25 protein-coding genes and 1 riboswitch are annotated in these 26,820 nt (G+C 37.8%); of the genes, 4 read left to right on the forward strand and 21 right to left on the reverse strand.

What is annotated here, in order from left to right; translation table 11 throughout:
• Positions 1–91: 91 nt before the first annotated feature.
• The 9 genes from KJS44_RS14085 to KJS44_RS14125 form a co-directional block, all read right to left on the reverse strand.
• Positions 92–1,525, reverse strand: a complete 1,434-nt coding sequence (locus KJS44_RS14085) for an amino acid permease (protein WP_008690339.1) — start codon at positions 1,523–1,525, stop codon at positions 92–94.
• Positions 1,526–1,729: 204 nt separating this feature from the next.
• Entirely contained in the window at positions 1,730–2,701 is a 972-nt protein-coding gene (pta, locus tag KJS44_RS14090) for a phosphate acetyltransferase (protein ID WP_008690338.1), read from the reverse strand.
• A 188-nt stretch (positions 2,702–2,889) separates the two neighbouring features.
• On the reverse strand, positions 2,890–3,705 hold the full coding sequence (locus tag KJS44_RS14095; protein WP_008690336.1) for a PTS system mannose/fructose/sorbose family transporter subunit IID: 816 nt from the start codon (positions 3,703–3,705) through the stop codon (positions 2,890–2,892).
• A complete protein-coding gene (locus KJS44_RS14100) occupies positions 3,705–4,481 on the reverse strand; it encodes a PTS mannose/fructose/sorbose/N-acetylgalactosamine transporter subunit IIC (protein WP_008690333.1) in 777 nt (258 codons plus the stop codon). The genes KJS44_RS14095 and KJS44_RS14100 overlap by 1 nt, the downstream gene beginning before the upstream one ends.
• 18 nt (positions 4,482–4,499) lie before the next feature.
• The gene (locus KJS44_RS14105) at positions 4,500–4,982 is read right to left on the reverse strand and encodes a PTS system mannose/fructose/N-acetylgalactosamine-transporter subunit IIB (RefSeq protein ID WP_008690331.1); all 483 of its coding nucleotides are present in this window, start codon (positions 4,980–4,982) and stop codon (positions 4,500–4,502) included.
• The gene (locus KJS44_RS14110) at positions 4,983–5,402 is read right to left on the reverse strand and encodes a PTS sugar transporter subunit IIA (RefSeq protein WP_213540145.1); all 420 of its coding nucleotides are present in this window, start codon (positions 5,400–5,402) and stop codon (positions 4,983–4,985) included. It abuts the gene before it with no gap.
• A 111-nt stretch (positions 5,403–5,513) separates the two neighbouring features.
• On the reverse strand, positions 5,514–8,318 hold the full coding sequence (locus KJS44_RS14115) for a sigma 54-interacting transcriptional regulator (RefSeq protein WP_008690329.1): 2,805 nt from the start codon (positions 8,316–8,318) through the stop codon (positions 5,514–5,516).
• Positions 8,319–8,349: 31 nt separating this feature from the next.
• Positions 8,350–9,231 (reverse strand): sugar phosphate isomerase/epimerase family protein, encoded by an 882-nt coding sequence (locus tag KJS44_RS14120; protein WP_008690328.1) that lies wholly within the window; start codon positions 9,229–9,231, stop codon positions 8,350–8,352.
• A 15-nt stretch (positions 9,232–9,246) separates the two neighbouring features.
• Positions 9,247–9,876, reverse strand: a complete 630-nt coding sequence (locus KJS44_RS14125; RefSeq protein WP_008690327.1) for a YitT family protein — start codon at positions 9,874–9,876, stop codon at positions 9,247–9,249.
• A 102-nt stretch (positions 9,877–9,978) separates the two neighbouring features.
• Between KJS44_RS14125 and rpoN the strand changes: the two genes are divergently transcribed.
• On the forward strand, positions 9,979–11,244 hold the full coding sequence (rpoN, locus tag KJS44_RS14130) for an RNA polymerase factor sigma-54 (RefSeq protein WP_008690326.1): 1,266 nt from the start codon (positions 9,979–9,981) through the stop codon (positions 11,242–11,244).
• 56 nt (positions 11,245–11,300) lie between these two features.
• Positions 11,301–11,399: riboswitch (THF riboswitch) on the forward strand.
• 63 nt (positions 11,400–11,462) lie between these two features.
• Positions 11,463–12,008: a folate family ECF transporter S component gene (locus KJS44_RS14135; RefSeq protein WP_008690325.1), complete on the forward strand. Its 546-nt coding sequence runs from the start codon at positions 11,463–11,465 to the stop codon at positions 12,006–12,008.
• Positions 12,009–12,162: 154 nt separating this feature from the next.
• On the opposite strand, the gene KJS44_RS14140 is transcribed toward KJS44_RS14135, so the two are convergent.
• From KJS44_RS14140 to KJS44_RS14155, 4 genes are all read right to left on the reverse strand, one after another.
• Positions 12,163–12,951 (reverse strand): 3D domain-containing protein, encoded by a 789-nt coding sequence (locus KJS44_RS14140; RefSeq protein WP_008978070.1) that lies wholly within the window; start codon positions 12,949–12,951, stop codon positions 12,163–12,165.
• A 433-nt stretch (positions 12,952–13,384) separates the two neighbouring features.
• Positions 13,385–14,173: a histidinol-phosphatase gene (locus tag KJS44_RS14145; RefSeq protein WP_008690322.1), complete on the reverse strand. Its 789-nt coding sequence runs from the start codon at positions 14,171–14,173 to the stop codon at positions 13,385–13,387.
• 38 nt (positions 14,174–14,211) lie between these two features.
• Entirely contained in the window at positions 14,212–15,087 is an 876-nt protein-coding gene (locus tag KJS44_RS14150; RefSeq protein ID WP_008690320.1) for a YitT family protein, read from the reverse strand.
• Between the two features lie 122 nt (positions 15,088–15,209).
• Positions 15,210–15,590, reverse strand: coding sequence for a hypothetical protein (locus tag KJS44_RS14155; RefSeq protein ID WP_008690319.1), 381 nt, complete (start codon positions 15,588–15,590; stop codon positions 15,210–15,212).
• Between the two features lie 472 nt (positions 15,591–16,062).
• Between KJS44_RS14155 and KJS44_RS14160 the strand changes: the two genes are divergently transcribed.
• Positions 16,063–17,430: an NAD(P)/FAD-dependent oxidoreductase gene (locus tag KJS44_RS14160; RefSeq protein ID WP_008690318.1), complete on the forward strand. Its 1,368-nt coding sequence runs from the start codon at positions 16,063–16,065 to the stop codon at positions 17,428–17,430.
• A gap of 224 nt (positions 17,431–17,654) precedes the next feature.
• Here KJS44_RS14160 and KJS44_RS14165 read toward each other — a convergent pair whose 3' ends face one another.
• The 5 genes from KJS44_RS14165 to KJS44_RS14185 are packed head-to-tail and all read right to left on the reverse strand — an operon-like array spanning position 17,655 to position 21,437.
• Positions 17,655–18,359: an ATP-binding cassette domain-containing protein gene (locus tag KJS44_RS14165; RefSeq protein WP_008690317.1), complete on the reverse strand. Its 705-nt coding sequence runs from the start codon at positions 18,357–18,359 to the stop codon at positions 17,655–17,657.
• Entirely contained in the window at positions 18,353–19,075 is a 723-nt protein-coding gene (locus KJS44_RS14170; RefSeq protein WP_008690316.1) for a hypothetical protein, read from the reverse strand. The genes KJS44_RS14165 and KJS44_RS14170 overlap by 7 nt, the downstream gene beginning before the upstream one ends.
• Before the next feature lie 5 nt (positions 19,076–19,080).
• The gene (locus KJS44_RS14175) at positions 19,081–20,286 is read right to left on the reverse strand and encodes a hypothetical protein (RefSeq protein ID WP_008690315.1); all 1,206 of its coding nucleotides are present in this window, start codon (positions 20,284–20,286) and stop codon (positions 19,081–19,083) included.
• Positions 20,283–21,008: a hypothetical protein gene (locus tag KJS44_RS14180; protein WP_008690314.1), complete on the reverse strand. Its 726-nt coding sequence runs from the start codon at positions 21,006–21,008 to the stop codon at positions 20,283–20,285. The genes KJS44_RS14175 and KJS44_RS14180 overlap by 4 nt, the downstream gene beginning before the upstream one ends.
• 51 nt (positions 21,009–21,059) lie before the next feature.
• A complete protein-coding gene (locus tag KJS44_RS14185) occupies positions 21,060–21,437 on the reverse strand; it encodes a GntR family transcriptional regulator (RefSeq protein ID WP_017144738.1) in 378 nt (125 codons plus the stop codon).
• A 122-nt stretch (positions 21,438–21,559) separates the two neighbouring features.
• On the opposite strand from KJS44_RS14185, the gene KJS44_RS14190 reads away from it, so the two are divergent.
• Positions 21,560–23,338, forward strand: coding sequence for a DUF885 domain-containing protein (locus KJS44_RS14190; RefSeq protein ID WP_008690312.1), 1,779 nt, complete (start codon positions 21,560–21,562; stop codon positions 23,336–23,338).
• 324 nt (positions 23,339–23,662) lie between these two features.
• Here KJS44_RS14190 and KJS44_RS14195 read toward each other — a convergent pair whose 3' ends face one another.
• The 3 genes from KJS44_RS14195 to KJS44_RS14205 all read right to left on the reverse strand — a co-directional run bounded on the left by KJS44_RS14195 (position 23,663) and on the right by KJS44_RS14205 (position 26,816).
• Positions 23,663–25,303: a putative manganese-dependent inorganic diphosphatase gene (locus tag KJS44_RS14195; RefSeq protein ID WP_008690310.1), complete on the reverse strand. Its 1,641-nt coding sequence runs from the start codon at positions 25,301–25,303 to the stop codon at positions 23,663–23,665.
• Positions 25,304–25,470: 167 nt separating this feature from the next.
• Positions 25,471–25,941 carry a hypothetical protein gene (locus KJS44_RS14200; RefSeq protein ID WP_008690308.1) on the reverse strand — a complete coding sequence of 157 codons (471 nt, stop codon included), beginning with the start codon at positions 25,939–25,941 and terminating at the stop codon, positions 25,471–25,473.
• A 20-nt stretch (positions 25,942–25,961) separates the two neighbouring features.
• Entirely contained in the window at positions 25,962–26,816 is an 855-nt protein-coding gene (locus KJS44_RS14205) for a hypothetical protein (protein ID WP_008690305.1), read from the reverse strand.
• Positions 26,817–26,820: the final 4 nt, after the last annotated feature.

Consider the following 26,820-nt stretch of genomic DNA (forward strand, 5'->3'; position numbering starts at 1 on the left):
CTCCTAAATTACTCGTTTGTATTATAGCATTTTTCCATGTACAAGCCAAACAAAAAGGCAAGACTCCTTAAGAATCTCACCTACTTTGTTTTTATTTTGTGCTAGCTTTTTCGTTTTTCTTAATCAAAGGCAGAATCATACCTAATGCAGTCAGAACGATTGGTGTCACTACGTTTAAGAACATAGTGAATAAATCATCTGAATACATACCCATGATACAGCAAGCTGCTGTGACAAAGAAGCACCAGAAGCCCATTACCAGTGCAACCGGCTGATTCTTCGTGAAACGATATTCCGGATGGAATTTATCTCTAGCTTTACGCAATGCGATATAAGCCGCAAATACCCACAGATAACGCAAAGGCATCGTTACAGAGTTCAGCTTGTTTAACTGTGCCAATACACCGGCTGCCCCTGAACCACCAATGATCTGAATCAGGATGATCGCACCTGATAGTGCAACAACCATCCAAATACCATTGATGTAAGCACCAAATTTGTTCTGTTTCAACAGTTTAGTTGGAATGAACTGACGTGCATCTTCGTTATCCAACAGCATACGCAATGGTGCATCAATGCTGACAACCAACGTAGAGAACTGACCGATTGCATTACATGCCGCATAGATGATCATCAAAAGATTACCTACATGATAGTATTCCCCCAGCTTCTGGAATGCCCAGTAAGAACCATTGGATACATAAGAGTTAAAGCTTTCTGTAGAACCATTGATCAAAGCAGGATCAAACATCATGCCCATTGCAATTGTTCCCAGAATTGCACATACCATAACCATGATTGCCAATGCAATCATACCTTTTGGGAAGCCCTTTGCAGGATCTTTTACCTTGTTTACGTATGGTGAAATCTTTTCACATCCACCAACAGCAAATACCAGAATGGATAGTGATGTAAAGTAATTTACATTGAACTGTGGAATGATGTTATCCCAACTGAAATCCATGCTTAAGTAACCACCGTTTGAATTGATGATAGGTGCCGCAAACATCATGACGATGTAAAGAATTGACATAACGAACATACTTGTTCCTGCCAATGTTGCTAATTTCTTCAATGGATTTAAACCACGGCTGGCAACCCAGCAGAAGAATAAGAATACACCTAATGTTGCTAACTGCACACCGATCGTAGGGAAGGTATCGTATGTAGAACCATCTTGGAAGACCATCCAGCTTAACGCTTTCAAGCCGCCGCTGCCCTTACTTGCGATGTAAGTGATGTGGCATGCCCAATAAGTCCAACCTGCATAATAAGCAAATTTAGGACCGATTGTTTCGTGAATCCATGAAGAAACACCGCCACCTGAGTTTTTAAATGCGGAACCAAGTTCACCAACCATCAATGCATAAGGCACGAAGTATAAAGCGAACATCAGAACCCAGCTGAATATAACCTGAATACCGTTGAAATAAACGAAACCATTTAATACGTTTCCGAATCCCCAAACAGTAGAGAATGCCATGAAGGCAAGGTTATACCAGAGAATTTTCTTTGAACTTTCCATTGTAACCTCCTTAAACTCAACGTTCCAATAATAGCATAAATCAAAACTGAACGCTACAATAATTTAGCTTTATACTTACATTTCGTATATTTTGTCTATCGCATGAAAACATGAATTGCTAATTATTGGAATATCATTTTTAGATAATTACGCAAAAAAAGGAACCTCATCAAAAAGGTTCCAAATATGCTAAGCAATCGTTAATTAAATATCCATGTATTTCTGTGCAGCTGTCACAATCGCCATTTTGAATACTTCTTCGGCATTACAGCCACGAGATAAGTCATTGATAGGTGCATTTAATCCCTGCAGGATTGGTCCGATAGCTTCCCATCCGCCTAAACGCGCCGCGATCTTGTAGCCGATGTTACCGGCATCAATATTGGGGAAGATAAACGTATTGATCTTACCAGCCACCTTAGAATCAGGTGCTTTTAATTTTGCTACTTCTGGTGCTACGGCACAGTCAAACTGAATCTCACCTTCTACCCCGAAGTCTAATGGCATACGTTTTAAACGTGTTGCAGCCTCTTTTACTTTATCCACACTGCTGCCCTTTGCTGAACCTAAGGTAGAATATGATAACAAGCCAACACTTGGTTCAATACCAAACTGGCGAACCGTATGTGCTGTCTGTAAAGTGATTTCCACCAGGTCATCTGCACTTGGATCAATATTGATAGAGCAGTCACCCATAACCAACTGTTCTTTATCTTTTAATAAAATGAAACAACTTGATACGATAGAGTTTCCCGGTCTTGTTTTTACTAGTTGTAGTGCAGGACGCACTGTATCCGCTGTTGAATAGGTAGCACCACCTAACAAACCATCTGCACAGCCTAATTTTACATACATAGTACCGAAAAAGTTTGTTTTCAAACAAGCTTCACGTGCCTGTGCTTCATCTAATTTACCTTTACGTAATTCAACAACTTTGGTAACCATCATATCCATATTCTTATATTCTCTAGGATCCAGCATTTCAATGCCTTCCAGATCATATCCCAAAGATGCGGCAGCACCTGTAATTTCAGCACGGTTTCCTAACAGTACAGGCACCAGGATGTTTTCCTTATGTAAACGAACAGCAGCTTCCAGAATACGTGCATCTGAACCTTCTGTAAAGACGATACGTGTTCCTTTACCCTTAATTTTTTCAATCAATGTGTCAATCATGAAAATATCCTCTCTTTCTTATTTTCTTGCTTTACCATTTTTTATTATACACCGCTTGTTTGCATAAAAAAAGGATTTTTTCACAAATGATTATTTTCACAAAGAAAGATACTGCTATTTACCAAAACGGTTATATAAAAGGATGGAAAAAGGGATACGTCTTTTGATACGTTCCCTTCTTTCATCTATTATCCTAAAATGCCAAAATAAGTTAATGCAATTGCTGCGATCATGATACCGAAAATCAATCTTACCGCTTCCTTGCCATTGGTTTTCTTCAAACGCCAATAACAGAATAGCGTAACTAATACCGGTAAGAAACAAGGCATGATCTTATCAATGAGTTCCTGAACGACAATCTTGCCATCACCACTGGCAAATTCTAAAGGGACACTTAATTTAACGGTTGTGGAAACCAAGCAACCGGCTACACAAAGACCTAAAACGGTAGCAGCACCGGAGATGCGTTTAATGACTTCATCACCCGAACCGGAGTTAATGATATCCATGCCTTTGGTATAACCGATACGGAAACCAAACCATTTCACTCCCTGATTGATAACATTGAAAACGACAAAGGTGAAGATTGCGCCAAAGATATTTCCGGTAACCGCCATAGTTGCGCCGATACTTGCGCAAATTGGCCACAAGGTAAACCAGAATAAGCCATCACCTAAACCGGCAATCGGTCCCATCAAACCTGTTTTAATGGAAGTGATGCTGTCTTTTTCCGCTTCTGGTGTATTTACCTCCAAAGCGGCGATAAGGCCAAACAATAATGGAGCTAGGGTTGCATGTGTATTAAAGAATTCCAAATGCCGTTTGATTGCTCGTTCTCGTTCCTCAAGTGGTGCATCCTTATATAACCGTTTTAAAACTGGTGTTAAGGTAAACAAACAGCCATCCGCTTGTTGGCGTTCATAATTCCATCCCCATTGGAAGGTCAGATGATTGATAAACATTTCACGATAGACCTTATTGGTCATTTCAAATTTTTCACTCATTATAAATCAATGCCTCCTTCCAGCTCCATCGCTGTATCACGTTCTAATTTTTTACGTTGTACATAATTGTAATCGTGAATACCGGCAAATACGATGCCAATTAAAGAAACTCCTAATACCGGAAGACCTAAGTATGCGGCAGAGACAAAACCAGCCACCAGATACATCCACATATCTTTTTTCAACATCATTGTCAGCAACATACTAATACCTACAGCAGGAATGATACCGCTGGCAACATTTAAGCCATTAATGATAAATTCAGGCAACCATTCGATGAAATCAGATAATACGGTATTGCCAATATAAACAGCGATAAAACATGGAATCGCACGTGCTAAGAATAACAGAACACCACTATACAAATGCCAGCGATTCGCTTTGTTGAAGTCACCCGTCGCAGCATCAATTTCCGCGCGGTGAATATGAACGGATAAATAAGTTTGTAACAAGACAATCAGCTGCAGAATCAAGGTTGCTGCCGGAACGGCAAAGGCAACACCGGCTGCCACACCGCCGTCACTGGTAATACCCACAGTAACACCGACAATAGCTCCACCGGTGATATCAGGAGGTGTATAAGCACCGACAGAATTTACACCCAGCCACATCAATTCCAAAGTACCGCCGATAATCAACCCCTGTGTAAGATCCCCCAGAATTAAACCGGTGATGGTTCCGGCTAACAGCGGTTTACGAATCTGCAGCTGCATACCTCCATCATCGAGTGAACAAAGACCAGCCCATAGGGCCACAAGCAATGCTTTCACTAACATAATCTTTTTCTCCTTTTCTTATTTGGTTTTTGTTAAGACATCTTTCATGTTTAATAATTCATCTCTTGGTACCATTTGTATTTGTACATCGATTCCCATTTCCACAAGTTTCTCAAACGCTTCCCTTTCCTTTGTCGTAACGGAAACAGCCTTGGCGATTTTAATTCGATCATTTTCAAAACGCATACCACCTACATTCAATACCGGAAAATTGACACCTCCTCTCGCCAAACGGTATGCATCAATCGAATTCGTTAAGATCAGCATCGTACGACGATGAATCGGATTCTTCTTATACACCTCAATAAAGGCATCTACACCAAAGACTTTTACCTTCACATTCGCAGGTGCCGTCATCGATATTACGGATTGTTGCATCTTATCTAATAAAATCTCATCATTAATGATCAATACCTGTTCAATCGAATAGTTGTTGATCCAAGTCGTCGCTATTTGACCATGAATCAATCGATCATCAATTCTCACTAACTCGATAGCCATTTACATTTCTCCTCTCTTATTCATGATGCGTAAGGATGAAGCCAAGATTTCTTTACTGTCCTCAATCAGCTCACACACCTTCATCGCTGTTGTATTGCGGCGGTTCACAAGTTCCACCAGAATCGCTAAGTTATAGCCGGTCAAAACCGTGATATCTTCTTCATCCATCATTAAGCAAACAGCTACATTGTTTGGCGTTCCACATAATAAATCTGTGAATATCAATACCTCATCACATTGTTGATGCAAACTTTCATACGCACGCTTCATCTGCTGACGTGCTTCTTCATTGTTCATCTGCGGTGTTATGGACACACATAGCAGATGGTCACAGGGACCAATGATCATCTCCAGGCTGTCTTTAGCGCCCAGACAATACTGCCCATGACTTGCCAGCAGAATACCCACTTTATTCTCCATGTTCTTCCACGTCCTTTCACTTTTTTATTAGCAAATCTCATGCCAAAATTGAAAAAAGGCTTATTTATCAGCCTTTTCCTCTCTATGATACACATGAATACAGTGATGACATCAAATGGATACATGCGCATTCTCATCTGTATCATCTAAAATGATCTGCATAAGATAGTAACACTCTTCCTGATTGATGGTAGTGTGAAAACTCGAACGGATTGCCTCCAATTGCTCAGTTACGATTGTATACAGCTTTGAATGTTCCTTTACTTGTACCATTGTTTCTTCGTTTTGCTCAAAGTGATATTCATCAAATAACAAACGTTCGATCATGCAAGACATATGAACGATCAAGCGTGTTAATGTTCGATTATTCAACGTCTTCTGTAATTCTTTTTCAACCCCTTCGATAAACTTCATCAACAATGGATAAAGTTTTTTAGAATTCAAGTACATCAGATATTTATCAATCGATTCAAATGCTACATCGACAAAGACATCACGCTCAAAACTTTTAACTACATCACTTTTATGAAGGACATCAATATCACCGATGATTTCAAATAAACGCTGCACCCCATCACTCATTAAGATATCTTCCATTGAAATAAAGGGATATTCATGAAGTCCTGGATCTACATTGCCGATCATACACAACACTTCTTTATTTTTGGAAGTTTCTTCTATCATACTGCGAATCTTTATCAAAGAATCATTACTCAGCGCAAGAATATCAATTGAAAAGATACCTTCCTGCTCTAACAAATCTTTTAAATATTTCTCTAAATAATGTGCCGTACCATCACCGGAATAACATATCGTATAAATGATCTTTTCACTACTTTGCGCAATATGGTTATGAATGTGATGTTCCAAGGTTGCATCCAGTTTTTGATTCATCCGCATGACATCCTGTAAAATATTACTCAAGGTATATTGCATAAAGACGGCTTTTCTTGCTGCATCAAGCAATAACAGAGTGTTGATTGTTGGGATGACAACTACATGATAAGATGTTTTCTGACGCAGCGTTTCTTCTAGGGAAGTAAGGGAACCCATATCGACAAATAATAAAATTTCATTCCCTTTTGGTTCCTGTTTGATCTTAAGAATCAACTCATCCATAATTTGATTTACATTTTTGGTCAAAGGCATATCCATCGGAATCAGATAATGGATTGATAATAATTCATTGACCACATCGGCAATATTACTTGCCAGACTTGTCCCATGAGCAACAACAAACATACTAATACCACAGCTTTGTAAGGTATTCGTTGTAAAGGTATTTAAGATACATGCTAAGGTATGCAGTTCCTGTGCAGGAATGCGCAAATGAAAATGTTGTTCAATCGCACGAATGAGACTGCGGGCATCTTCCATGGTCGCCACATCATAATCCTTCAGATCCTCTTCATGAGAAAAAGCATCTAGACGATTCTCACGGATATTTTTTAAATAAAAGGCAAGTGCCGCGCTTTGGCTGCGGCCAATAAGCACATTCATATTATGTAATACCCATTCATGAATAAAAGCCATAATTTCACGGATTTCGGTATCTATGATAAAGGATGGCAATTGATCATGTTCCAATGAACGGGCTATCTTTTCTACATACTCCTCAAAGGAAGTCTGAATATCTGATTTCGTTACATCTAATTGTGGTGGCGCAAATAAGGCCGTGTCATCTTCTTCAACCATAATTACATCATATGGCTCTACGATATACGTATCCTGTACCAACACCTTTTCAATCTCTCTTCGCTGTTCGATATCCAAATCACTCATACCATCTTTAACCTGATAAGATAAAGCATAGTTATGAATACGTATTTCATTGGTTATTTCCTTATTTTGTTGATCACGCATTTCAAGATAACTGCGGGCAATTGCCAGTTTTATATCATTCTTTAATTGCCCGATATTGCCCTTGGGCTGATAAAGCAGTAAAGTTGCCATTGTATCCTTATCTATCACGATCGGACAACCGATAGCAGATGCCTCTAATGAAAACAAATACAAGATCATTTGTTTACGTTCATTAAAAGATTTCTCTTTCAAACTTGGTATTTTTATAACCATCGGAATTCTTCGTAAAAAGGTGGTTAATAAATGATTATCCGGATCTTCAGTAGTTGCTAAAACTAAGGTTACTTTTGCCTCATGCTCACTGTTAGCTTCTCCCAGCATACGATACTTTTTCTTATCGATGAAATAAAACAGCATCTCTTGTCCTTCGGGTGGTAGACGATGCACTTCATCTAAAAACAGCATACCGCCATCCGCTCGTTTTAATAAGCCTTCCTTTGTTGCATCGGCTCCGGTATATGCCCCTTTGACACTGCCAAATAGCTGTGAAAGTAACAATTCTGCATTGTTGGCATAGTCGGCACAGTTAAATACGACAAACTGACTATCAGCAGTAAAAATGCCCTCTTTTTTTCCAAAGGTGAAGATTTTCTCGGCAAACAAACTTTTTCCGACGCCACTTTCACCCAACAGCATCGTATGCAAAGCTCCTCCCGGATACAATATTCCTGCTTTTGCCGAAAGAATCGCATTCTTTAGGCTGGCATTATATCCGATTAACGCAGTAAAGGGATCTTCATAATCTCTTACCTCATGAAGATCACCTAATAATTCATTCAAATTGGAACAGGTTGTTTGTGCTGGCAGCGTTTTATGCGTTACTCGCATAAAATGTTCCTGTGAATAAAACCGATACATCTTATTACCGCAAATCTTGATAACCTTGCCTTCTTGAAATAGCTTATTCACATCTACATTCACATTATTGCGTAACAGATGCAATTTCTCAGCAATTTCATAGACACTGATCCCCTGTACGCCTTGTTTTAAATCGGTGAGTGTGTGTGTTTGACAATAAGCATTGATTACTTGCATAATACTATCCTTGCGCATATTCACACCTCCTGTGTATGTGTATTATACATTATTTTACTAAATTTGTGATGGTATGGTAAGCGAGATGAGCATAGTCTACGCAGGAAACTTTTGGTAATTTTTCACACATTGCGCATGTTTCTAACGACACAACACCATCAAATTTTATCTTTTTTAATGTATTCGCAAAACGTTTCCAATCAATTGTTCCCAATCCACATAACAAATGCTGATCTAGGGCGGCATAATTATCATGAACATGCAAAACCTCAACATAGGAGCCTAACACTTCGGCCATATAAGAAGGATCTATGCCATTCACATTGGCATGACCGGTGTCCAGGCAAGCCACAAATACATCACGGGAAAGTTCTTGCAGATATGCCAGGAGTTCTTCTGCGGTGCGAAAAATGGTATCAACAGGTGTGTGTGTGATAGGATGATAGGCAAACATATTTTCTAAGGCGATCTTTACATGATGCTTTCTTGCCAATTCCTCATATTCCCGATACATTGCTAAATTATATTCCTTGGCATACGCATGTGCTTCTGCACTGCCATAATGTAGCAGTTTGCGTGGATGCATCACCATATAGTTACATCCTAACAACTCAGCAACCGCAAAGCCGCGCATCGTCATTTTCTTTAAAAAGGCCTCTTGCTTCTTTTCTTCTGGTGTAGCTGCTACATCAATGCGTCGATGGTACAACGGGGCATGCATCTGGTGAATACGTATACCAACTTCATCAGCGACGGCTTTTAATTGTTTTGCATAAGCGACATAATCCTCTTGATCATAGATAGAGCCTTCATAGGCATGCATATCATAACTATAATCAACGGCATCAAAGCCGATTTCCTTATATATCCGTAACACATCTGTTTCACTATAATGATGAGCCAGTTCTTCTGTTGTCATTCCATAGTACATATCCTTTCCTTCCTTTCATGATTTTACGATACACTTTGATACAGTTGCCTCATCGCAGGAAGCTTCCTGTATTTTCTGTTCATTCCTTTGTAAGAGTAGTTTTAATACCTGTGTCTGTAAGATGGTAAAACCAATACCGATCAATATCGAAATGCCGCCATAGGAAGCAAAGCCTAATAAGATAACACCAATATTGATATAGCGCATCGTTATGGCAACATCTAGTTTTTCATAACGTTTATGTAAGACAAGTGCTAAGACATCAAACCCCACGGTGCTAGAACTGGCACTGATACATAAATAATATCCTATTCCTACCAGTATGGCCGCTAAGATAATTGCAGGTAATACTGGTATGGACAGGCTATAACCGATTGCGTGAAAACTGCTGAACATGACCATATAACAGATACTGCTAAGCAATGATTTCATCAAAAATGCTTTTCCCAGGAAATACAGACAAATTCCCAATAGCACTACCGTAACACAATTGGTTATGACACTGATATCCACTGGAAGAAACACATGCAGAATCATGGAAAAGGAGGTCACTCCGCCATTTACCACATGGCGAGGTACCGTGATAAATGCATAGGCCGATGTAATACATATATTTCCAATTACGATACGCAAAATTTCCCTCATAACAAACACCTCCACCTTTTTTGTAGCAATTTCCATGCCAATACACGAACAAGGTATTTCTAAAAGCGCTTACTTACGTTATAATACATACAGGTGATGTATATGAAAATGAAACAGGAAATGCGTCCTACACTTAAACAAAAACAAGTCTTAACCATGAAACAGCAGCAGGATCTTAAGATCCTGTCCTTTTCCAGCAGTGAATTACAGACATATATTGAAGAACAGGTAGAAAGCAATCCCTTATTGGAACAGGATATCCAATATGAAACCGGCTATATCCAAAAGTGTGAGCGCAATTTTGAACTTATGATGAATTATGTCATTCAAGAACAAACACTCAGTGAGGTATTGCAGGAACAAATTCATCAATATAATAAACCACTTTTTGTTGATTTAGCCGTATTTCTTGCGGATCTATTGGATGATAACGGCTATCTGCCCTATTCCAATAAAGCTATTCAGCGTTATTTCCCACAATATAGCTATGATGATATTGAAGAAACAATCAATATTTTACAAAGTTTTGAACCAAGTGGTGTAGGAGCCAGAAATCTTCAGGAATGTCTTTTAATACAACTGGCAAACCTTGCTCATCCCTATGCGAAACTGGCCATTCTTTTGGTGAATGAATATTTAAGTGAACTTGCTCAACATAAGTTAACGATTTTGGCCAAAAAGTTGGATGTGGCTATCACCGATATTCAAGAGGCTTTAAAACTAATCCAAAGCCTTCACCCAAAACCAGGATCGATGTATGCTGCTACTGCGGTATATTTGAATCCGGATGTTTATGTCGCCTGTGAAGATGGAGAAATCACGATTGAATTATTCCGTAACACCTATGGACTGCGTATGAATATGGAAGACTTTCCTGCTCATTATGAAGAAATGAAAGACTATTTGAAGCAAGAAAAGAAAAAAGCCGAAAGCTTATTAAATGGTATAAAAAAACGCAGTGACACACTGCTGCACTTAACAAAAGCCATTGTGGCACATCAACTGCCTTTTTTCACAGAAGGAAAACCGTTACAGCCGTTAACCATGAAAACCATTGCGGATGCCTTATCTATGCACGAATCAACCATCAGTCGTTGTGTAGCCAGTAAATCCATGATTTTTCAAAATCAGACCATTCCGTTAAAATACTTCTTTGTTCACTCCTTATCGAATGACAGCGTAAAAGAAGTACAGGAACGCTTGAAAGAACTCATACGAAACGAAGATCACAAGAAGCCCTACAGCGATCAAAAACTATGCGATATCTTACTTCATGAAGGCTATACGATCTCACGAAGAACCATCGCCAAATATCGGGATGAATTTAAAATTCCATCAGCTGCGAAACGAAAATCTTATGAATCCTAAATTTCGATAATTTTTTTCTTGTAAAATACTACATACTATCCTATAATCAGCATGTAAGCAGAGTAGAGATTGAAGCGTTAAGTATCCGCGAACGGGGAGTTGTCGTCGGGGCGAAAAGAGTTTCTCTTGCGATTTCAGTCTTGCATCCCGCTGTTGCATAAGAAAAAAGGAGATACCTCTTTTTCCGTATGCATCACAGGAAAAGGAGGTATTTTTATATGAACTTTGCGAAAGAAATTATGCAGTTGCCAATATTAATCAAAGAAAGCAGTAAAGAGATGAAGAAAGTGAAATCCATTTGCGGATGTGCGATGCTGACAACGTTAAATGTAGTAGCAGGCACCTTCTTTATTCCTCTTTCACCAACTTTACGTATTGGCTTCTCAAGTATATTTGCCGGTGTTTCCGGTATGATCTATGGGCCTGTGTTAACCGGCTTTGCCGGCATCATTGCCGATACCTTAAAATACATTGCCCGTCCGGATGGCCCGTATTTTCCCGGCTTTGCCTTGAATGAATTTTTAATCGGCATGATCTATGGCTGCTTTTTCTACAAGAAAGAATTATCGTTTCTCCGTGTTTTAGCCGCTCGATTGTGTATTACCGTCTTCATTAATCTTTTCTTAACTTCGTTATGGTTAAATATACTGTATCAAAGCCAGCTTTTTACCCTGTTGCGTATTTTCAAAAATGTAATCATGTTCCCTATCGATGTTGCCCTGTTATACTTTGCTTTAAAAGCAACAAAACGTATCCCTACGTGAGGATACGTTTTTTTATGACTATATGTCATCACGTTGCTTATAAACAGTTTAAAAAGCCTTTCAAAACCTTAAGTCGTTTATAAACTAAAGGAACCCCAAAAGGTGGATAACTACGATAAGGGGTTCAGTATAAAGATATTTACGTTTTACTTTACTATAGAGCACAGCTGCGTGGCCCGCTTTTACCGCCAACACGGATGATTTCCGCTTTCGGTGTGGTTTGTTTTACTTTAACAATGGCACCGGAATTTTCTCTTCCGATATATAAATCCAGATGACTTCCATAAATAGCTCCACCGCGATCTAATACGATTGCATAATAAGGTTTATCTGGTGAAATACCACTGCCGCTAAGTCCATGATTGCTAATCTTAATGATGGAGCATAAAGGAATACTTGGATCAGCTGCTATGATGTAATACTTCCCATATCGAATGCCTCTTTGCCAGCTGCCATCCGGCATCATAACACCCATATCGGCATCCAAAGTAACGCCAAGTGAAGTTCCTCCACGTCCATCTTCACCACCACAGCCATAACAGTCAACACCATAGGTTGTTGTCATAGGGGTAAAGGTTCTCGCCTCACGTTTTGCCTGTTCTTGTTGCTTTTTGCGAATGCGTTGATTCATTTTCACACTGTAATTCTTTATCGCTTTCTGTGTACGAAGGCTTCCTTTAACATCTCGGTTTTGTAACAGTGTGCTGAATCTTTGTGATACACTTGCATCATTTGCCATGAGCGAAAGTGCGGATACGTCCTCGGTGATATTCATCATTTCAGTTGTATGAAGTGCAGGCATCTGCGCTGCATCTGTTTTATTAATCGTTGTTATGTTCGCAGTGCTTAGCGTCTGTGTTGATGTCGATTTACTCCCGCTTGCACACCCATATAAAGCGAAAACACTGATGAATAAAGCGAATTTTATTCGTTTTGAGTTCATTGATGTTCCTCCTTTTGTACGAAACAAGCAATAGTCTAGCATACTTTTTTCAACTTGTCCAATTTTTTTGCTTTTTAACATGTGTTATTACCTATTTTTCCCTTAATTTATAACTTTATACCGAGAATTTTTCTGTCGAAATTTAGTTTTATGCCCTAAATATCGTCCCACTATCAAAATATGTATGTTGCAAAGCTTTATAATATGCGTAAAATCACTTGTGAATTTCGTTTTATTTTCACATATAAAAGTGTTTTTTATCTTTTGTTTCATTTTCTGAAATCGGTATCACTCCCCTGTTTATCAGATATTCTGAAATTATCCGGCAATTGTGAAAAAGCAAAGAAAAACACCTGTAAATTACTGGGAATTTCTCCTCGTTTTACAGGTGTCATCAACATATTCTTCAAATCACAAAGCCCAATTCGCGCCTTTATAATTTTTTCTCAAACATAAGTTTTGTGCGTTTATGCAAATTTAAACCATAAACAATTTCATGATCGACAATTTCAAAACATTTTTTATCTGCATATTTTTCAGGTGTATGAGCATCCAGTCCATAGACTACATCCACAGGATACTGTTCTGCTACTTTCCAGAACGCACGATATGGATAAGTATAACGCCATTCCTCACCAATCTGGCGTTTACCATATTTCAATCCATTTAGGTTTATCTCAATAGGAATGTTGGCATCACAGGCACTTTGACAAATGATGCGTGCTGCTTCCTCACATGCTGGTGTCCACTGTTGCTTACTGAACATAAATAAGTCAGGATGTGCGATAATATCCGGAAGTCCTTTTTCACACGCTTTACGGATAAGATTTGCATAGCGCAATACATCCTCATCCGTATTCGCTTCATAAAATTCCGGTTCATACAAGGCCGGACCATGCTGTCCGATAATCATATAGTCAAAGCGATCGCGATATTCCAACAATTCTAGCAACTGATCTTCAAAATACTCAAACTCTAAGCCAATGCGTATTTCAATTTCCTTTTCATATTTCTTCTGCAACGCTTTTACACTGGCGATATAGCCTTCCAATGCTTCCTTATCCATACGCTCTCCCGGTGTATGAACACCTGCATATGGCGCATGATCACTAAAGCCCATAACTTGAAAACCGTTGGCAATGGCTGCTTTTACATATTCTTCATCTTCTCCAATGGCATGCTCGCAGCGTTTTGTATGACTGTGATAATTAAAGTTCTGCATAGTTGATCTCCTCATCCTTATATAATATGATGTTTCCCTTATAACTCTTCTTCATAAGTAAAGCCTAATCCCTGTACTTCGTTTGTATCTGTCACAATTACAAAAGCTTCTGCATCAATGTGACTGATCATATGCTGTAACTCCGGCAGCTGTTTTTTCGTTACAACAACCATTAAGACCGGTTTTCGCTCATTTGAATATCCGCCATTGGCCTCAAGAATGGTCGTGCCTCTTTCCAAACGTTCATGAACCTTATTCATGATCTCTTTATATTTTTCGGAAATTATCATAACGTTTTTAGCATCATGTCCACCTATCAACATGGTTTTATTGATCATAAAGCTGCTGACCCAAACAGATAAAATACCTGTCAATGCTGCCTGCAAGCCATATACCGCAGCCCCCAGTAAGACAGTCAATGCATCAATAATCAATACCAGAGATGGTAAAGGGATATGCGTGTATTTATTTATGATCAGTGGTGGAATGTCCATACCACCGGTGCTTGCGCCGGTACGGAAAACACAACCGACACCAATCCCCATCAAAGCACCTCCATAAATAGTCGCCAAATATTTATCCATAATAAAAGTATCTGCCGGTATATAATGCGCTGCTAAAAATGATAACAGTGATAAGAATAATGGATAACAGATGGTACTTAAAATGGTCTTCATCGCAAATTTCTTTCCTAATATGAAAGAACCTGCCACGAATAAAACAACGGTTAATACATTTATCACAATTTCCGGTGTAACATGAATTAATGGCTCTAAGGCAATCGCCACACCAGCTAAACCTCCGGTCAATACATTATTGGGCAATATGAACCAGGCAACACCGATTGCCAACGTAATATTACCTGCTAAAATCCAAGCCAGATCCCGCAGCGTTTCTTTTGTATTCAGCTGCACAATGACCACCTCATTTCATAACGTTAATATTATACCATTCTTTTTTTTCTTCGTCTTCTAAAACCTAAGCACATTCATAATATTTACAAGCCATAAGAAAAGCATGAAACCTATGTTCATGCTCAATGAAATAATTCTTGTAGGAAAGAGCGCGGTTGTACTTTTGGCATACAGACACTTTGGGCAACCAATTCACCTGTGATGGTCGTCCCTTTCCCATCTCCTTCTATGATATGCAGATGGTTCTTTTCCCATTTGGCATGTACGTTATCAGACACCTCAAACATATCTAGATTATGTAATACCATTAAAATATAAGATTCTTCATGTACACCGCTCACCAATTCGGTATATGCATCTTGCATCTCTTCCTTTAACGGATATGTTTTTTGTGTTGTACTGTCAAAATGAATTTCATACTGCAAGGATGTCTTACTGCTACAAGTCATGATCGTCATAAGCACTGCCAGCCAAATACCTCCAATTACCATATATTTCTTCATACATTCACCTCATAGCTGAAGTATGCTCTATCTATCTTGTTTTAAACATAGCCGCTCACAATTTTATCCAAGTCTCCTTCACAAATACTGAAATGGAACATACACATGCAAAAGAATCATACCTAAATATGCTATAAATTATATAAACTAACAACAAATATACAAATTAGTGGTAAACAGAGGGAATTCGGGCTTAGCTTATTAAATGACGATACATACTAAAAAAGCCTTCTAACTAAAAAGATATTTACGCTCAACCACCATAAAGATACTATTCTCGATAAATTGTATCATCGTTTTCCTTATAATATATTAAAGAAAACAGCCAACAAGTAAGACAATCACACTCTTATTCGATAAAACGATTCGTTAATAAAGACAAAACACTGGTATTTTAACAGGAATGTGTTAAAATACTCTAGGAAATTTCACGTTTCCCTTAAACTAGTCATGTAAGACACGGAGGTAAACTATGAAGTATGATTTGCTGATAATCGGGGCAGGGCCCGGCGGGATTTTTTCGGCTTATGAAGCAATGAAATTAAACCCTGAATTAAAGATCGGTCTATTTGAATCAGGCACATCTTTGGAAAAACGTAAATGTCCAATCGATGGTGATAAGATCAAATCCTGTGTAAATTGCAAATCTTGCAGCATCATGAATGGATTTGGCGGTGCCGGCGCTTTTTCTGATGGTAAATATAATATCACGAACCAATTCGGCGGAACACTTTACGAATATATCGGCAGAAATAAAGCCATAGAGTTGATGGAGTATGTGGATAAAATTAATGTTGAAAATGGTGGCAAAGGTACAAAGCTTTACTCTACCGGCAACACACATTTAAAAAAGGTATGTATGCAGAACGATTTACATTTGCTAGAGGCAAGTGTTCGTCATCTTGGTACCGATGTAAATTACATTGTACTGGAACACCTGTATCATCAATTAAAAGATCAAATCGACATTCATTTTAATACCCATATCGATAAGGTAGAAAAAGTAGAGGATGGTTATCGTATATGGAGCGGTGAACATAACTTTACCGGAACCAATTGCATTATCTCTACTGGTCGTAGCGGCAGTAAGTGGATGGAAGCTATTTGTGATTCTTTGCATATTCGCACGAAAAGTAATCGCGTGGATATCGGTGTTCGTGTAGAGCTTCCTTATCGTATCTTCTCTGATCTGACAGATGAACTTTATGAAAGTAAAATTGTTTACCGAAGTGAAAAATATCAAGATAAAGTACGTACGTTTTGTATGAATCCACGTGGTGTAGTCGTAAGTGAGAACACCAATGGCATCATTACCGTAAATGGTCATAGCTATGAAGATCCAAAACGTTATACCGAAAACACCAATTTCGCGCTTCTTGTCAGCAACCATTTTACGGAACCATTTAAAAACAGTAACGAATATGGCGAAAGCATTGCCCGTTTATCGAATATGTTAGGTGGCGGTGTCATTGTTCAGCGCTTCGGTGATTTGATTCGAGGACAACGTAGTACCGAAGGACGTATAGCAGAAAGCTTTGTCACACCGACGTTATCCGCAACTCCCGGCGATTTAAGTCTGGTTATTCCAAAACGTCAGTTGGATGATATCATTGAAATGATTTATCGTCTGGATAAGGTTGCACCCGGGACGGCAAATGATGATACTTTGTTGTATGGTGTAGAAGTCAAATTCTACAATTTAGAAGTAGAAATTAATAAAAATCTGGAAACCTGTCATAAAGGGTTATTCGTTATTGGCGATTGCAGTGGCGTTACTCATTCCTTAAGTCATGCCAGTGCCAGTGGAGTGCATGTTGCCAGATATTTATATCAGAAATAGAGCAAGAATGAAAAATGAAGCACAAAAAAGGTTTGTATCCTTAGGTGAATATAGTAGCCTGATACAAACCTTTTCCTTTTATAATTCGCTTCTTCAAGCTTTCGTATAAGCCTTTCTTAAAATAGCGAAGAATATACATAATACTTCTAAAATAAGCTGTATGATGTATAAAAACCATCATTTTATACTTTATATAGCTATTTATAGTATATTTCTACATTCTCTTATTCTCTGTTTTCCTTATCTTTTTCAGGGCGATAGGCAGCTAAACGTGTTTTCAGATCTTCCCCTTGCTCATGCAAATCATCCATAGTGAATACTTCTGCTAAGCGTCCATTTTCTAAAACAAGACAGCCATCCGCAATTGTCTCAATTTCAGCGATATCATGTGTGGATATTAACAAAATTCGTTCTTCCATAACTTCTTCTAAAACAGCATGAATACAATCTTCCTTAGCATACATATCCAAAGAAGTAAAGGGTTCATCCATTAATATCAATTTGGCATGTTGCGCAAAAGCAGCGGCCAGTTCTATTTTCATCTTTCCCCCTTTTGATAAAGACGCTATACGCTCTTGTGCATCTAGTTCAAAACGATTGAGAAAATGTAAGTAATCCTCCATTGAGAAGGATGGATAGTACTGCGCTAGAAATTGTCCGTATTCCTTTCCTTTCATATAAGGAAGACTACTGCCATCAGCACTTGCAAACGCGATATCCTGCAACTGTTCACAGGCAGGCTTTCCATTTAGCAAAATCTGTCCTTTATCTACTTCTAATAAGCCTAATATACACTTCAACAAGGTTGTTTTACCACTGCCATTGCGCCCTAAGATGCCATAAATTTCCCCTGGCTGAAACGTAATTGTTATATCGTGGATACCCTTATCTCCTAAAAACAATTTTTCAACATGATGCAATTCTAGCATGTCCTTACCTCCTGTTTCTTCCTTTCCCAACACTGTGTAGCTACACCAATATTTGCGAAGATGCACAATGTATAGAATAGTATTTGAAAATATTCAGTCGTATACGTAATACGTAAGAAACAAACACATAACGAGAAAATTAAATACATCTTGGTGATAGGTTTCACCTGTTCTTTCCATAACGTCATGACCGCTGCGACAAGCAAGCTGGATAACTGCACAATTAATAAAATCATGCTGATAAAACTTAACACATTCACAGGCAAAAGCTTTGCCATAATCGTTTGTTGTTTTACCATTTGCCAAAACACCGGTGAGACATCGTTCACTTTGATATTCGTTGCCAGATAAGCGATAGAATGTTTATAATAGATGCCGTAAAACAGGAGATAGCCTATCATGAGAATACCCGCTATCACGATAATGTCGGCGATGACCTGTAAGAAATGCTGCTGCATCACCAATTGCCAACGCACCTTCCCTTTTTGATACCAAGTGTACAATTGTAGAAAAGCGATAAGCAAAACAGGAACTACAAAAAACAAAAGCATAAGAAATGACATATCTGTTTCTTTCGGATAATCATGGATCTCTTGATATACACAATGAAAGTTATCAGAGAAATTCAGAAAGGTAAATTCTAAGCCATACAATAGTAAGATTTTCCACCATAATATGCTAAGATGATGCCTTATCTGATGCAGAACCACCTTCATGATCATCACCTCCGGATACGCGCTTGATAAAACATATAATACGCATCTTCATCTTCGCGATACTCACCTAACTGCCATTTTCCTTGATACACGTTTTGTTCATGTTCTATGACTTGGATATAGATACAAGATGCATCTTGCGTCAACACATAAGTTTTCCCATCACGATAATACACATCATCAACACTAACATTATCTAATTTAATCGTATCATAAGGACATACATTTGAGAGTTTCATCGTGTTGGTATCTAGACGATATAGTTTTCCATCCGCAAAATAATGGATATAGCCGTCGTTTTGCCATGTAAACTCATCGAATAATATTTTTTGTTGGGTTTTTAACTCTTTCTGTAAATTCCCTTTTTCATCATAGAGCATGGCATAAGTATTTCCCTTCGTATCATAGGCAATCACCAACAAACGATCAGCAACCTTTTCCATGATAAAATAAGAACGCTTAGCCGGCAGTGTAACCATTGGTGTAATTTCTTTTATCTTAACTTTATTCTCCTGTAACAAAGCTTTATCTTGCGATTCACAACTGATTTTATAAATATGATTAGCGCCGTGAAATTGTGTATTTGTCTGGGGCATGAAGTAGTAAACATTCTCATCTTTACCACGAATCAGACTTTCCGTAGGAAGAACATCTGTATACTTTTGTACTCCTCTTTCATTTACATCCGTATCCAATTGTTCTAACGTAATATAAGAAGTATCATCCGTTTGTTCCTTTATATCATAAAGTGTTTCCTGTAATTGATAGTGCTCATTGGATATTACATGCTGTGTAGGTATTTTTATATTATTTGAACTATAGAACACATAAGCCGCATCAGCCTGTGGTATAACTCTTTTTATCTCATGTCCCTCTTCACTTAGATTCTTTGGTTTTCCTATGGTCTTTTTTGTCTGTTCATCCATTTCAAAAATACGTTCCATAGAAATTTCATAATCTTTTTGCTTTTCTTGTGTACTTTGACGAGTATATCTTTGGGTGATCTCTCCATCTTTAAGATCGAGATATAGGGTTCTGCCCGAATCTTGCATGCCGAATGTTGTTTCAATCGTCATCCCCGCTAAGGCGGATCTTGCTTTATCACTATTATCAAATGGAATATCTTTAGGAAATAAGTGATTGACATGATAACCAAGGCATGTCAACAGCAATACTGTTGATGTTGTAAGATATAGTATAATTTTTTTCATATGGATTTCCTCCTGACGAATGCATGTTCCAACTTTCGATGCAATAATAGAATAAGCAGCAAAGCTTCTCCGGCAAAAATTTCATAGCGGTAAGGTAACATCAGAGAAGAAGAAAACAAAATCATATTCAGAAAAAGGATGATGACAAAGGTTATGAGCAGCACCATGATTAGGCTTATACGGCGGTCTAAATCGATTGCCGTAAAAGAGAAAGCAACCATGATATAGGCAATACCTAATAAAATAAGCAACAGACAACCACATTCAATAGCATTTATTGGCATCCAATCAGTAATGGAGATGAGCAAAGTTGCATACGCATATAGATTATTCATAAAAGGAAAGTGAAACGGTTGAAGGGCAATCATCATAAACCATACAAGAAAAGGGACACTTGCTAGCAATAAGACACTCGCATAATTGAAGAGTACTTCGCCAAAGATAAAAGAACGTTTCGATACCGGCAATACCTGTATGCGGGTAAGTCCGCCACTTTTGGCAAAATGGGTGAATCGCTTTACCTGTATCCATAATAATAGGATAAACCCTATGAGGATTATCATGATGTTTATTCCCATATCATGATAGTATAAGAGTTCTATATTTTTTAATTGCAGAAACAGCCATGTTCCTTCTGCCAATAGCACACAAAGAAATAAAAGGATAATTTGTGAGATTGCTGAGCGGCAAGTCATATTCATTAATTTCAACATGTTTTTCATAAGCTTCTCCTTACTGTATTATATTCATAATACACTCATTCGATAAAAAAATTATATTTTATCCCATAATGTGGTCATGATAGCAATCGTCTGCTGAAAATTCATGCCACAGCTTTTACAATCCGTGATAAAGGTTTTTACTTGTTGTTCTATGAGCTGGCAGCGAATACGTTCTTTGGTGTCTTGGGTTACGACAGCAATACTGCGAATATTGGATATTGTACGAATAAACCCTTCATCTTCCAGTAATTTATAGGCCTTTTGAACAGTATTAGGATTAATGGATAAGCGCAAAGCCAACTCTCGGCGACTCGGCATATCTTCGCCATCCACAATTTCTCCCAGTAAAATGCCTTTTTTGATATAGTCAGCTAATTGCGGATATACAGCAGCTTTTTGATGAAATTCTATATCCTGCAGTTTTATCACGATACCACCTCCTAACTGTATTATATCCATAATACACCAATGCGTCAATACATCTCTCTTCATGAGTTGTCCATTCGATAAAAAAAGGGTATACTAATACTAACACAAGGAGGAAATGTTACATGAAGATCATAAAACGTCTTTCGTTATTAGCCTTATCCGGCATCATGGCACTATCGTTAGGTGCCTGTTCTTCAAAAGATCCCCAGGAAGAACAAAAGAAATTCGACCGTTTTATTGAAAAACAGTTCATACAGCAGATGGAAAGCGACTATACGACCATGCATGTATATCTGAAACAGCCACAAAAACACGGTGTCGACCCAACGAATGTAAAAGTAAATTTAGGAGAACGTCCAACGATCGAAAACCAGCATAAAGCTGCTGAAAAAGCGAAGAAGGTCTGGGATGAATTTAAAGAATTTAAGCGTGATATCTTAAGCGATGAGCAGAAACAGACATACGATTGTTTCGAATATCAAGGAAATATTGAACTGCAGCTGATGGATAAAAAGTTTGACTATTATCAACAGATGTTTGCCAGCATCTCGGGGATACATTATCAGATGCCAACCTTATTCTCTGACTGGGATTTACGTAATGAACAGGATGTTAAGGATTTAATCTTATTAGTAAAAGATGTAAAGCCTTATGTTGATTGCGTTATCCAATATACAAAGGAACAGGCAGATAAAGGACTGCTTATGACAAATTTGGATGATGTAAAGAAATATTGTGATGGCATTTTAAAAAAAGGTGAAAACAGTGCCATATTAACATCCATGTATCAAAACATCGATACTCTCAAGCTGAGTAAAACAAAAGCCGAATCCTACAAGAAACAATTGAAACAGGCTTTTACTACTTCCTTTCTGCCAGCCTATCAAGATATTAGTGATTTGATGAAAGACTTGAAAAAAAGTGGCAAAAACAATGACATAGGACTTGCTAAATTTGAGAATGGTAAAGCATATTATGCTTTATTATTACAGAAAAGCATCGGCAGCAATAAGAGTGTGGATGATATCAAGAAAATGATGAACACCAGTTTTAACACGCATTTACAAAATTTGCAAGGCATCGTCATAAACAATTTAGATATCGTTAAAAAAATTACAGAGAACAAACTGCCTGTCACTTCATTTAAGAGTTATGATGAGATATTATCTTATATTAAAACGCAAATACCAAATGATTTCCCTAGCGTTAAAGAATTAAAATATAATATTAAGGCAATAAATGACGAAATTGCCTCTAGCAGCGGTGTGGCAGCTTATTTTAACATTCCTCCACTTGATGGTGATGGTACAAAACAATTGCGCGTAAATCCAAAGACAGGGGCCATTAATAAGATTCAGACATATTCCACGGTTGCTCATGAAGGATTTCCAGGACATATGTTCCAATATAGCTTCATGTATGAGAATCAGCAAAACCTTTTCCGGAATGCCTGCATAGATTCCAGTGCTTATGTTGAAGGTTATGCTGTTTATGCTCAGTATTATGCTTATAATTATTTAAAGGATATAGATCAGAATCTCTTACTTGCTTTAAAAGAAAATGAGCTTGCCAGTTACAATATGATCATACTGGCAGATATCGGCATCCATTATGAAGGCTGGTCGTTAAAGGATTTCAAAGATCATTTCAATGCTATCGGCTTTCAATTAAGTGATCATGACGCTATGGTACAATATAGTCAATTACAAGCAAATCCTTGTGCCTTTGAACCATATTATGTTGGTTATGAAGAAATCGCTTCTTTAAAAGAAAAGGCGGTCAAGAAACTTGGCGATGCATTTGACGATAAAGCTTTCCATACGGCATTGTTAAAGAGTGGTGTTGCCCCTTTCAATGTTGTTGAAGAAAACATTAATGCCTATATTGAAAAAGGTAAATAAGAATAAAGTTCTATTGGTTACAAGCTTTTAAATAATACTTCTTTAGAAGCAAGGTTACTTGTGCATTGCGCAAGAGCACACTCTTTAAGTAAACAGTATTCGCTTTTCCACATGATTATCGCTTTTATGGATAAAGAAGTTCAGCTTTTTGAAAGATATAAAGAGTATCTAAAAAACATAGGAAACTGAAGTCCACCGCAAAAACATGTGGTGCTTCAGTTTTTTTCTATACATTTACCGATATAAAAAAACGGTTTATGTAACACATGCATACGATATCATAATGGATAACGCCGCATTGTGTTTCTTTAACCGTTTTTTATTTTATCCTAAGGCATTTAACATTGCTCTGGATAGGGTTGGTACGATCTGGTTTTTACGTGATAATACATCTTCATGGAAACTGTGTTCCTCTTCTTTCTCATTTGGAAAGGCATCAAAGATGGCCTGTGCCTTATCACCGGATGAATAAAAGATAGAACCATTTTCAAGTATACTGGTAAAGACAATCACACATAAATCTAAACCTTTATTTCTGGTAAATTCATCCAATTCTTTTTGTAATTCACCCTCTATTTCTTTCACTTCACCAACACTGGAAACAATCACCTGTCCAATCATTACCACATTATCATCTATTTCAAAACGTTTGATATCTTGATTGATCAGATCATGTACACTCTTTTGACTGATGTTGGAGCTTACCTTAAACATTTCCTTCGCAAATACATCGATATCCAATCCTGCTTTATCTGCCAATGTCTTGGCAATACCGATATCTTTGGCAGTGGTTGTGGGAGAGCGGAATTTCAATGTGTCTGATAAGATTGCCCCTAACAAGAGTCCTGCTAAGTCTTTCGCAATATCCATCTGATTTTCCATATAAATTGAAGTGATGATGGATGCCGTACTTCCGATGATTTCATTACGGAAGGAAATGGGGCGAGATGTGATGATATCACACACGCGATGATGATCGACAACTTCCAATAGATCGGCCGCCTCTATTCCTTTGACAGATTGCGAATACTCATTATGATCCACCAGAATCACTTTTTTATTGTGATGGTCCAAGATATGGAAACGTGATATATAGCCCTTTAAATGATTATCATTATCGACAACCGGGTAACTGCGATATCGTGTTTTTAACATTTTTTTACCGACATCTTCTACAAATTCATCCATATTAAAGCTGACAACATCACGCTTCATTAACAGTTTAACAGATGGTGAGAAATATAAATAACGAGAAGTATTCATTGTACCATGACCACTGATGATAATAGGACAATGATGTAGTTTCGCCAATTCCAATACTTCATCATCAATGGAATCACTCCAAACAACGATTAAGATACCTGCCCCTTTGGTAATGGCCGTCTTTTGAGCTTTTGCATCATTTCCTAATACAACCAGTCGATCTTGAACATCATAATTAGCCAGACGTGTTTCCGTCATGGCTATGATGCTGACTTTTCCATTAAAATGAAGTTTAGGATCATCATATATCATTCTGCCATTGATCGTACGACAAATATTTTCAATTGGCGTTTCTCTTAATAAAGCAATACCGACAGCTGTATCTCCCAAACCGACCGTTGCCAGATCACTCTTTGTTACCATGCCCAATAACTGACCTTTTTGATTCACTACACCATAAGACTGCTTGTTTTGTTCATTCATCATCTGCAGTGTTTCATAAATAGTCGTTGTAGGTGAAATCGTAAGTGGCTCATCCATTTCAATTTCATCAAGAGTAGCTCTTGCGTCTTCAAACAGCATTGGTTCTTCAAAACCAAAGCGGTTTAATAAATACTTAGTTTCTGCATTCAGTTCCCCTAAGCGGCATGGAATCGCACGGATTCCTTTGCGCTGTTTAAACAAGGCATAAGCAATAGCCGATATAATAGAATCAGAATCAGGATGTCTGTGTCCTGTAATATAAACGATGTCCTTTTTCATACATAACTCCTTTATTGTTATTACGTTTACTATTATACCCGACATCTAATAAATTGCAATTTATAGCCCTCTGAATTTTACGGTAAAGAAAAAGGTGTTGTTTACCATTCACGTATTTATCTTTACCAGATAACAACATGCATCATATGCTAACACCTTATCTAACATCAATGATTTATAAACTTTTGAAATTCATCGATAAGCTTGTTTTTCTCTTTATTCAACGTATCCTTCCATGAAGAAATCATATTACTACTTTCCTTAATGATTGCATCCTTTTTATCATCTGCCGCTTTATATACATCACTTGCATATGTATGTATATCTTTCCCTAGTTTAGCTAACTTTTGACTTGATTCAGTAGCACCGGCTTTGGCAGCTGCCTCTAAATATGTTCCTGCCTTAATCAGATTCTTCACAACCTCATCATCTTTTACTTTATTCATATTTTCATGTATGTACGTTGTTGCTTTCTCAATATCTTCTTTACTATATTCTTGCACATCTTGAAGCGTTTTTTTCGCTTCTTCTTCTAATTTTGTAACTTCGGCATCGATGTCTGCCTGTTTATTATTGCTGCATCCCATAAGGCATATGGTAACAGCTAAAGCAGATGCCACTATGTGTTTCCCTTTCATAAAATAACTCTCTTTCTTATTTATGCTATATCCTTCTTATGTAGGATTTTCTTTCTAAAAAACGCCGTTATCATCATTAGACATGCCAACAATAAGGTGATGGCACCCAGTATTAATGTATAACGTTCTAATTGAGCAATGTTGTCCTGCAAAGCAGCCGCCACTTTTGTATTCGCAAAGACATGTGCTAACAGTTGTGGTATTGTTTGTGATACAACAAACATCAGCAAACAGCCGATTAACCATACCATGGTTAATCCTCGCAAACCTTTCTTTTGCATGACTAGCAATAACGAACATAATAGCATACCCAATTGGCTGATATAATAACAGATATCTCCCTTTAAAAAATATAAGATTTTAAATGCTGTCAGCTGTACATCACTAAGCTCTTCTTTCATGATATGAAGCGAAACATCATATAAGGCCTGTACGTCCATAGCATCAATTACCGTTGTCATAATGGCGGATACTTCTTTTTCACTTAAAAGCCCTTCGGTAAATAAGCTTAGTTCACTCGCATGTTGATTCGCCTGCTGTTTCAGTGTTTCATTGATCTTCATCGTTGTTTCACTTTGCGTATCTTTGACAATGTCGGCAACAAACGCTTCTGTATATACATTCAAGACAGCTAACACTTCTTCATCATTTACAATATCTTCTAAAATTTTGGTTAACTTTTCCGATTCTTCTTCTGCTTTTGGAAAGTTGATCGAGTTTAACCTTTCTGCTAATTTTTTCTCAATGTGGATCTGATTTAATACGACATGAACCATGGAGTGCTGAATCATTCTGGAACAAAAGGTGTAACCGCCAAATAACGTGATACAGCAAAGCAAAGCAATTCGATAAAACCATGTGATCCCCGACTTCATATGA

Source organism: Longicatena caecimuris, from assembly GCF_018406465.1.
Classification (GTDB): Bacteria; Bacillota_I; Bacilli_A; order Erysipelotrichales; family Erysipelotrichaceae; genus Longicatena; species Longicatena caecimuris.

What these genes read in the sequence shown, in the direction of transcription:
- KJS44_RS14110 (WP_213540145.1), bottom strand. Translation starts at nt 5,402, where the DNA reads ATGGAGAATAAAGTGGGTATTCTGCTGGCAAGTCATGGGCAGTATTGT.
- KJS44_RS14200 (WP_008690308.1), bottom strand. Translation starts at nt 25,941, where the DNA reads ATGAAAGGGAAACACATAGTGGCATCTGCTTTAGCTGTTACCATATGC.
- KJS44_RS14125 (WP_008690327.1), bottom strand. Translation starts at nt 9,876, where the DNA reads ATGAGGGAAATTTTGCGTATCGTAATTGGAAATATATGTATTACATCG.
- rpoN (WP_008690326.1), top strand. Translation starts at nt 9,979, where the DNA reads ATGAAAATGAAACAGGAAATGCGTCCTACACTTAAACAAAAACAAGTC.
- KJS44_RS14170 (WP_008690316.1), bottom strand. Translation starts at nt 19,075, where the DNA reads ATGAAGGTGGTTCTGCATCAGATAAGGCATCATCTTAGCATATTATGG.
- KJS44_RS14205 (WP_008690305.1), bottom strand. Translation starts at nt 26,816, where the DNA reads ATGAAGTCGGGGATCACATGGTTTTATCGAATTGCTTTGCTTTGCTGT.
- KJS44_RS14085 (WP_008690339.1), bottom strand. Translation starts at nt 1,525, where the DNA reads ATGGAAAGTTCAAAGAAAATTCTCTGGTATAACCTTGCCTTCATGGCA.
- KJS44_RS14115 (WP_008690329.1), bottom strand. Translation starts at nt 8,318, where the DNA reads ATGCGCAAGGATAGTATTATGCAAGTAATCAATGCTTATTGTCAAACA.
- KJS44_RS14100 (WP_008690333.1), bottom strand. Translation starts at nt 4,481, where the DNA reads ATGTTAGTGAAAGCATTGCTTGTGGCCCTATGGGCTGGTCTTTGTTCA.
- KJS44_RS14195 (WP_008690310.1), bottom strand. Translation starts at nt 25,303, where the DNA reads ATGAAAAAGGACATCGTTTATATTACAGGACACAGACATCCTGATTCT.
- KJS44_RS14140 (WP_008978070.1), bottom strand. Translation starts at nt 12,951, where the DNA reads ATGAACTCAAAACGAATAAAATTCGCTTTATTCATCAGTGTTTTCGCT.
- KJS44_RS14095 (WP_008690336.1), bottom strand. Translation starts at nt 3,705, where the DNA reads ATGAGTGAAAAATTTGAAATGACCAATAAGGTCTATCGTGAAATGTTT.
- KJS44_RS14155 (WP_008690319.1), bottom strand. Translation starts at nt 15,590, where the DNA reads ATGAAGAAATATATGGTAATTGGAGGTATTTGGCTGGCAGTGCTTATG.
- KJS44_RS14190 (WP_008690312.1), top strand. Translation starts at nt 21,560, where the DNA reads ATGAAGATCATAAAACGTCTTTCGTTATTAGCCTTATCCGGCATCATG.
- KJS44_RS14120 (WP_008690328.1), bottom strand. Translation starts at nt 9,231, where the DNA reads ATGTACTATGGAATGACAACAGAAGAACTGGCTCATCATTATAGTGAA.
- KJS44_RS14105 (WP_008690331.1), bottom strand. Translation starts at nt 4,982, where the DNA reads ATGGCTATCGAGTTAGTGAGAATTGATGATCGATTGATTCATGGTCAA.
- KJS44_RS14160 (WP_008690318.1), top strand. Translation starts at nt 16,063, where the DNA reads ATGAAGTATGATTTGCTGATAATCGGGGCAGGGCCCGGCGGGATTTTT.
- KJS44_RS14145 (WP_008690322.1), bottom strand. Translation starts at nt 14,173, where the DNA reads ATGCAGAACTTTAATTATCACAGTCATACAAAACGCTGCGAGCATGCC.
- KJS44_RS14180 (WP_008690314.1), bottom strand. Translation starts at nt 21,008, where the DNA reads ATGAAAAACATGTTGAAATTAATGAATATGACTTGCCGCTCAGCAATC.
- KJS44_RS14165 (WP_008690317.1), bottom strand. Translation starts at nt 18,359, where the DNA reads ATGCTAGAATTGCATCATGTTGAAAAATTGTTTTTAGGAGATAAGGGT.
- KJS44_RS14135 (WP_008690325.1), top strand. Translation starts at nt 11,463, where the DNA reads ATGAACTTTGCGAAAGAAATTATGCAGTTGCCAATATTAATCAAAGAA.
- pta (WP_008690338.1), bottom strand. Translation starts at nt 2,701, where the DNA reads ATGATTGACACATTGATTGAAAAAATTAAGGGTAAAGGAACACGTATC.
- KJS44_RS14175 (WP_008690315.1), bottom strand. Translation starts at nt 20,286, where the DNA reads ATGAAAAAAATTATACTATATCTTACAACATCAACAGTATTGCTGTTG.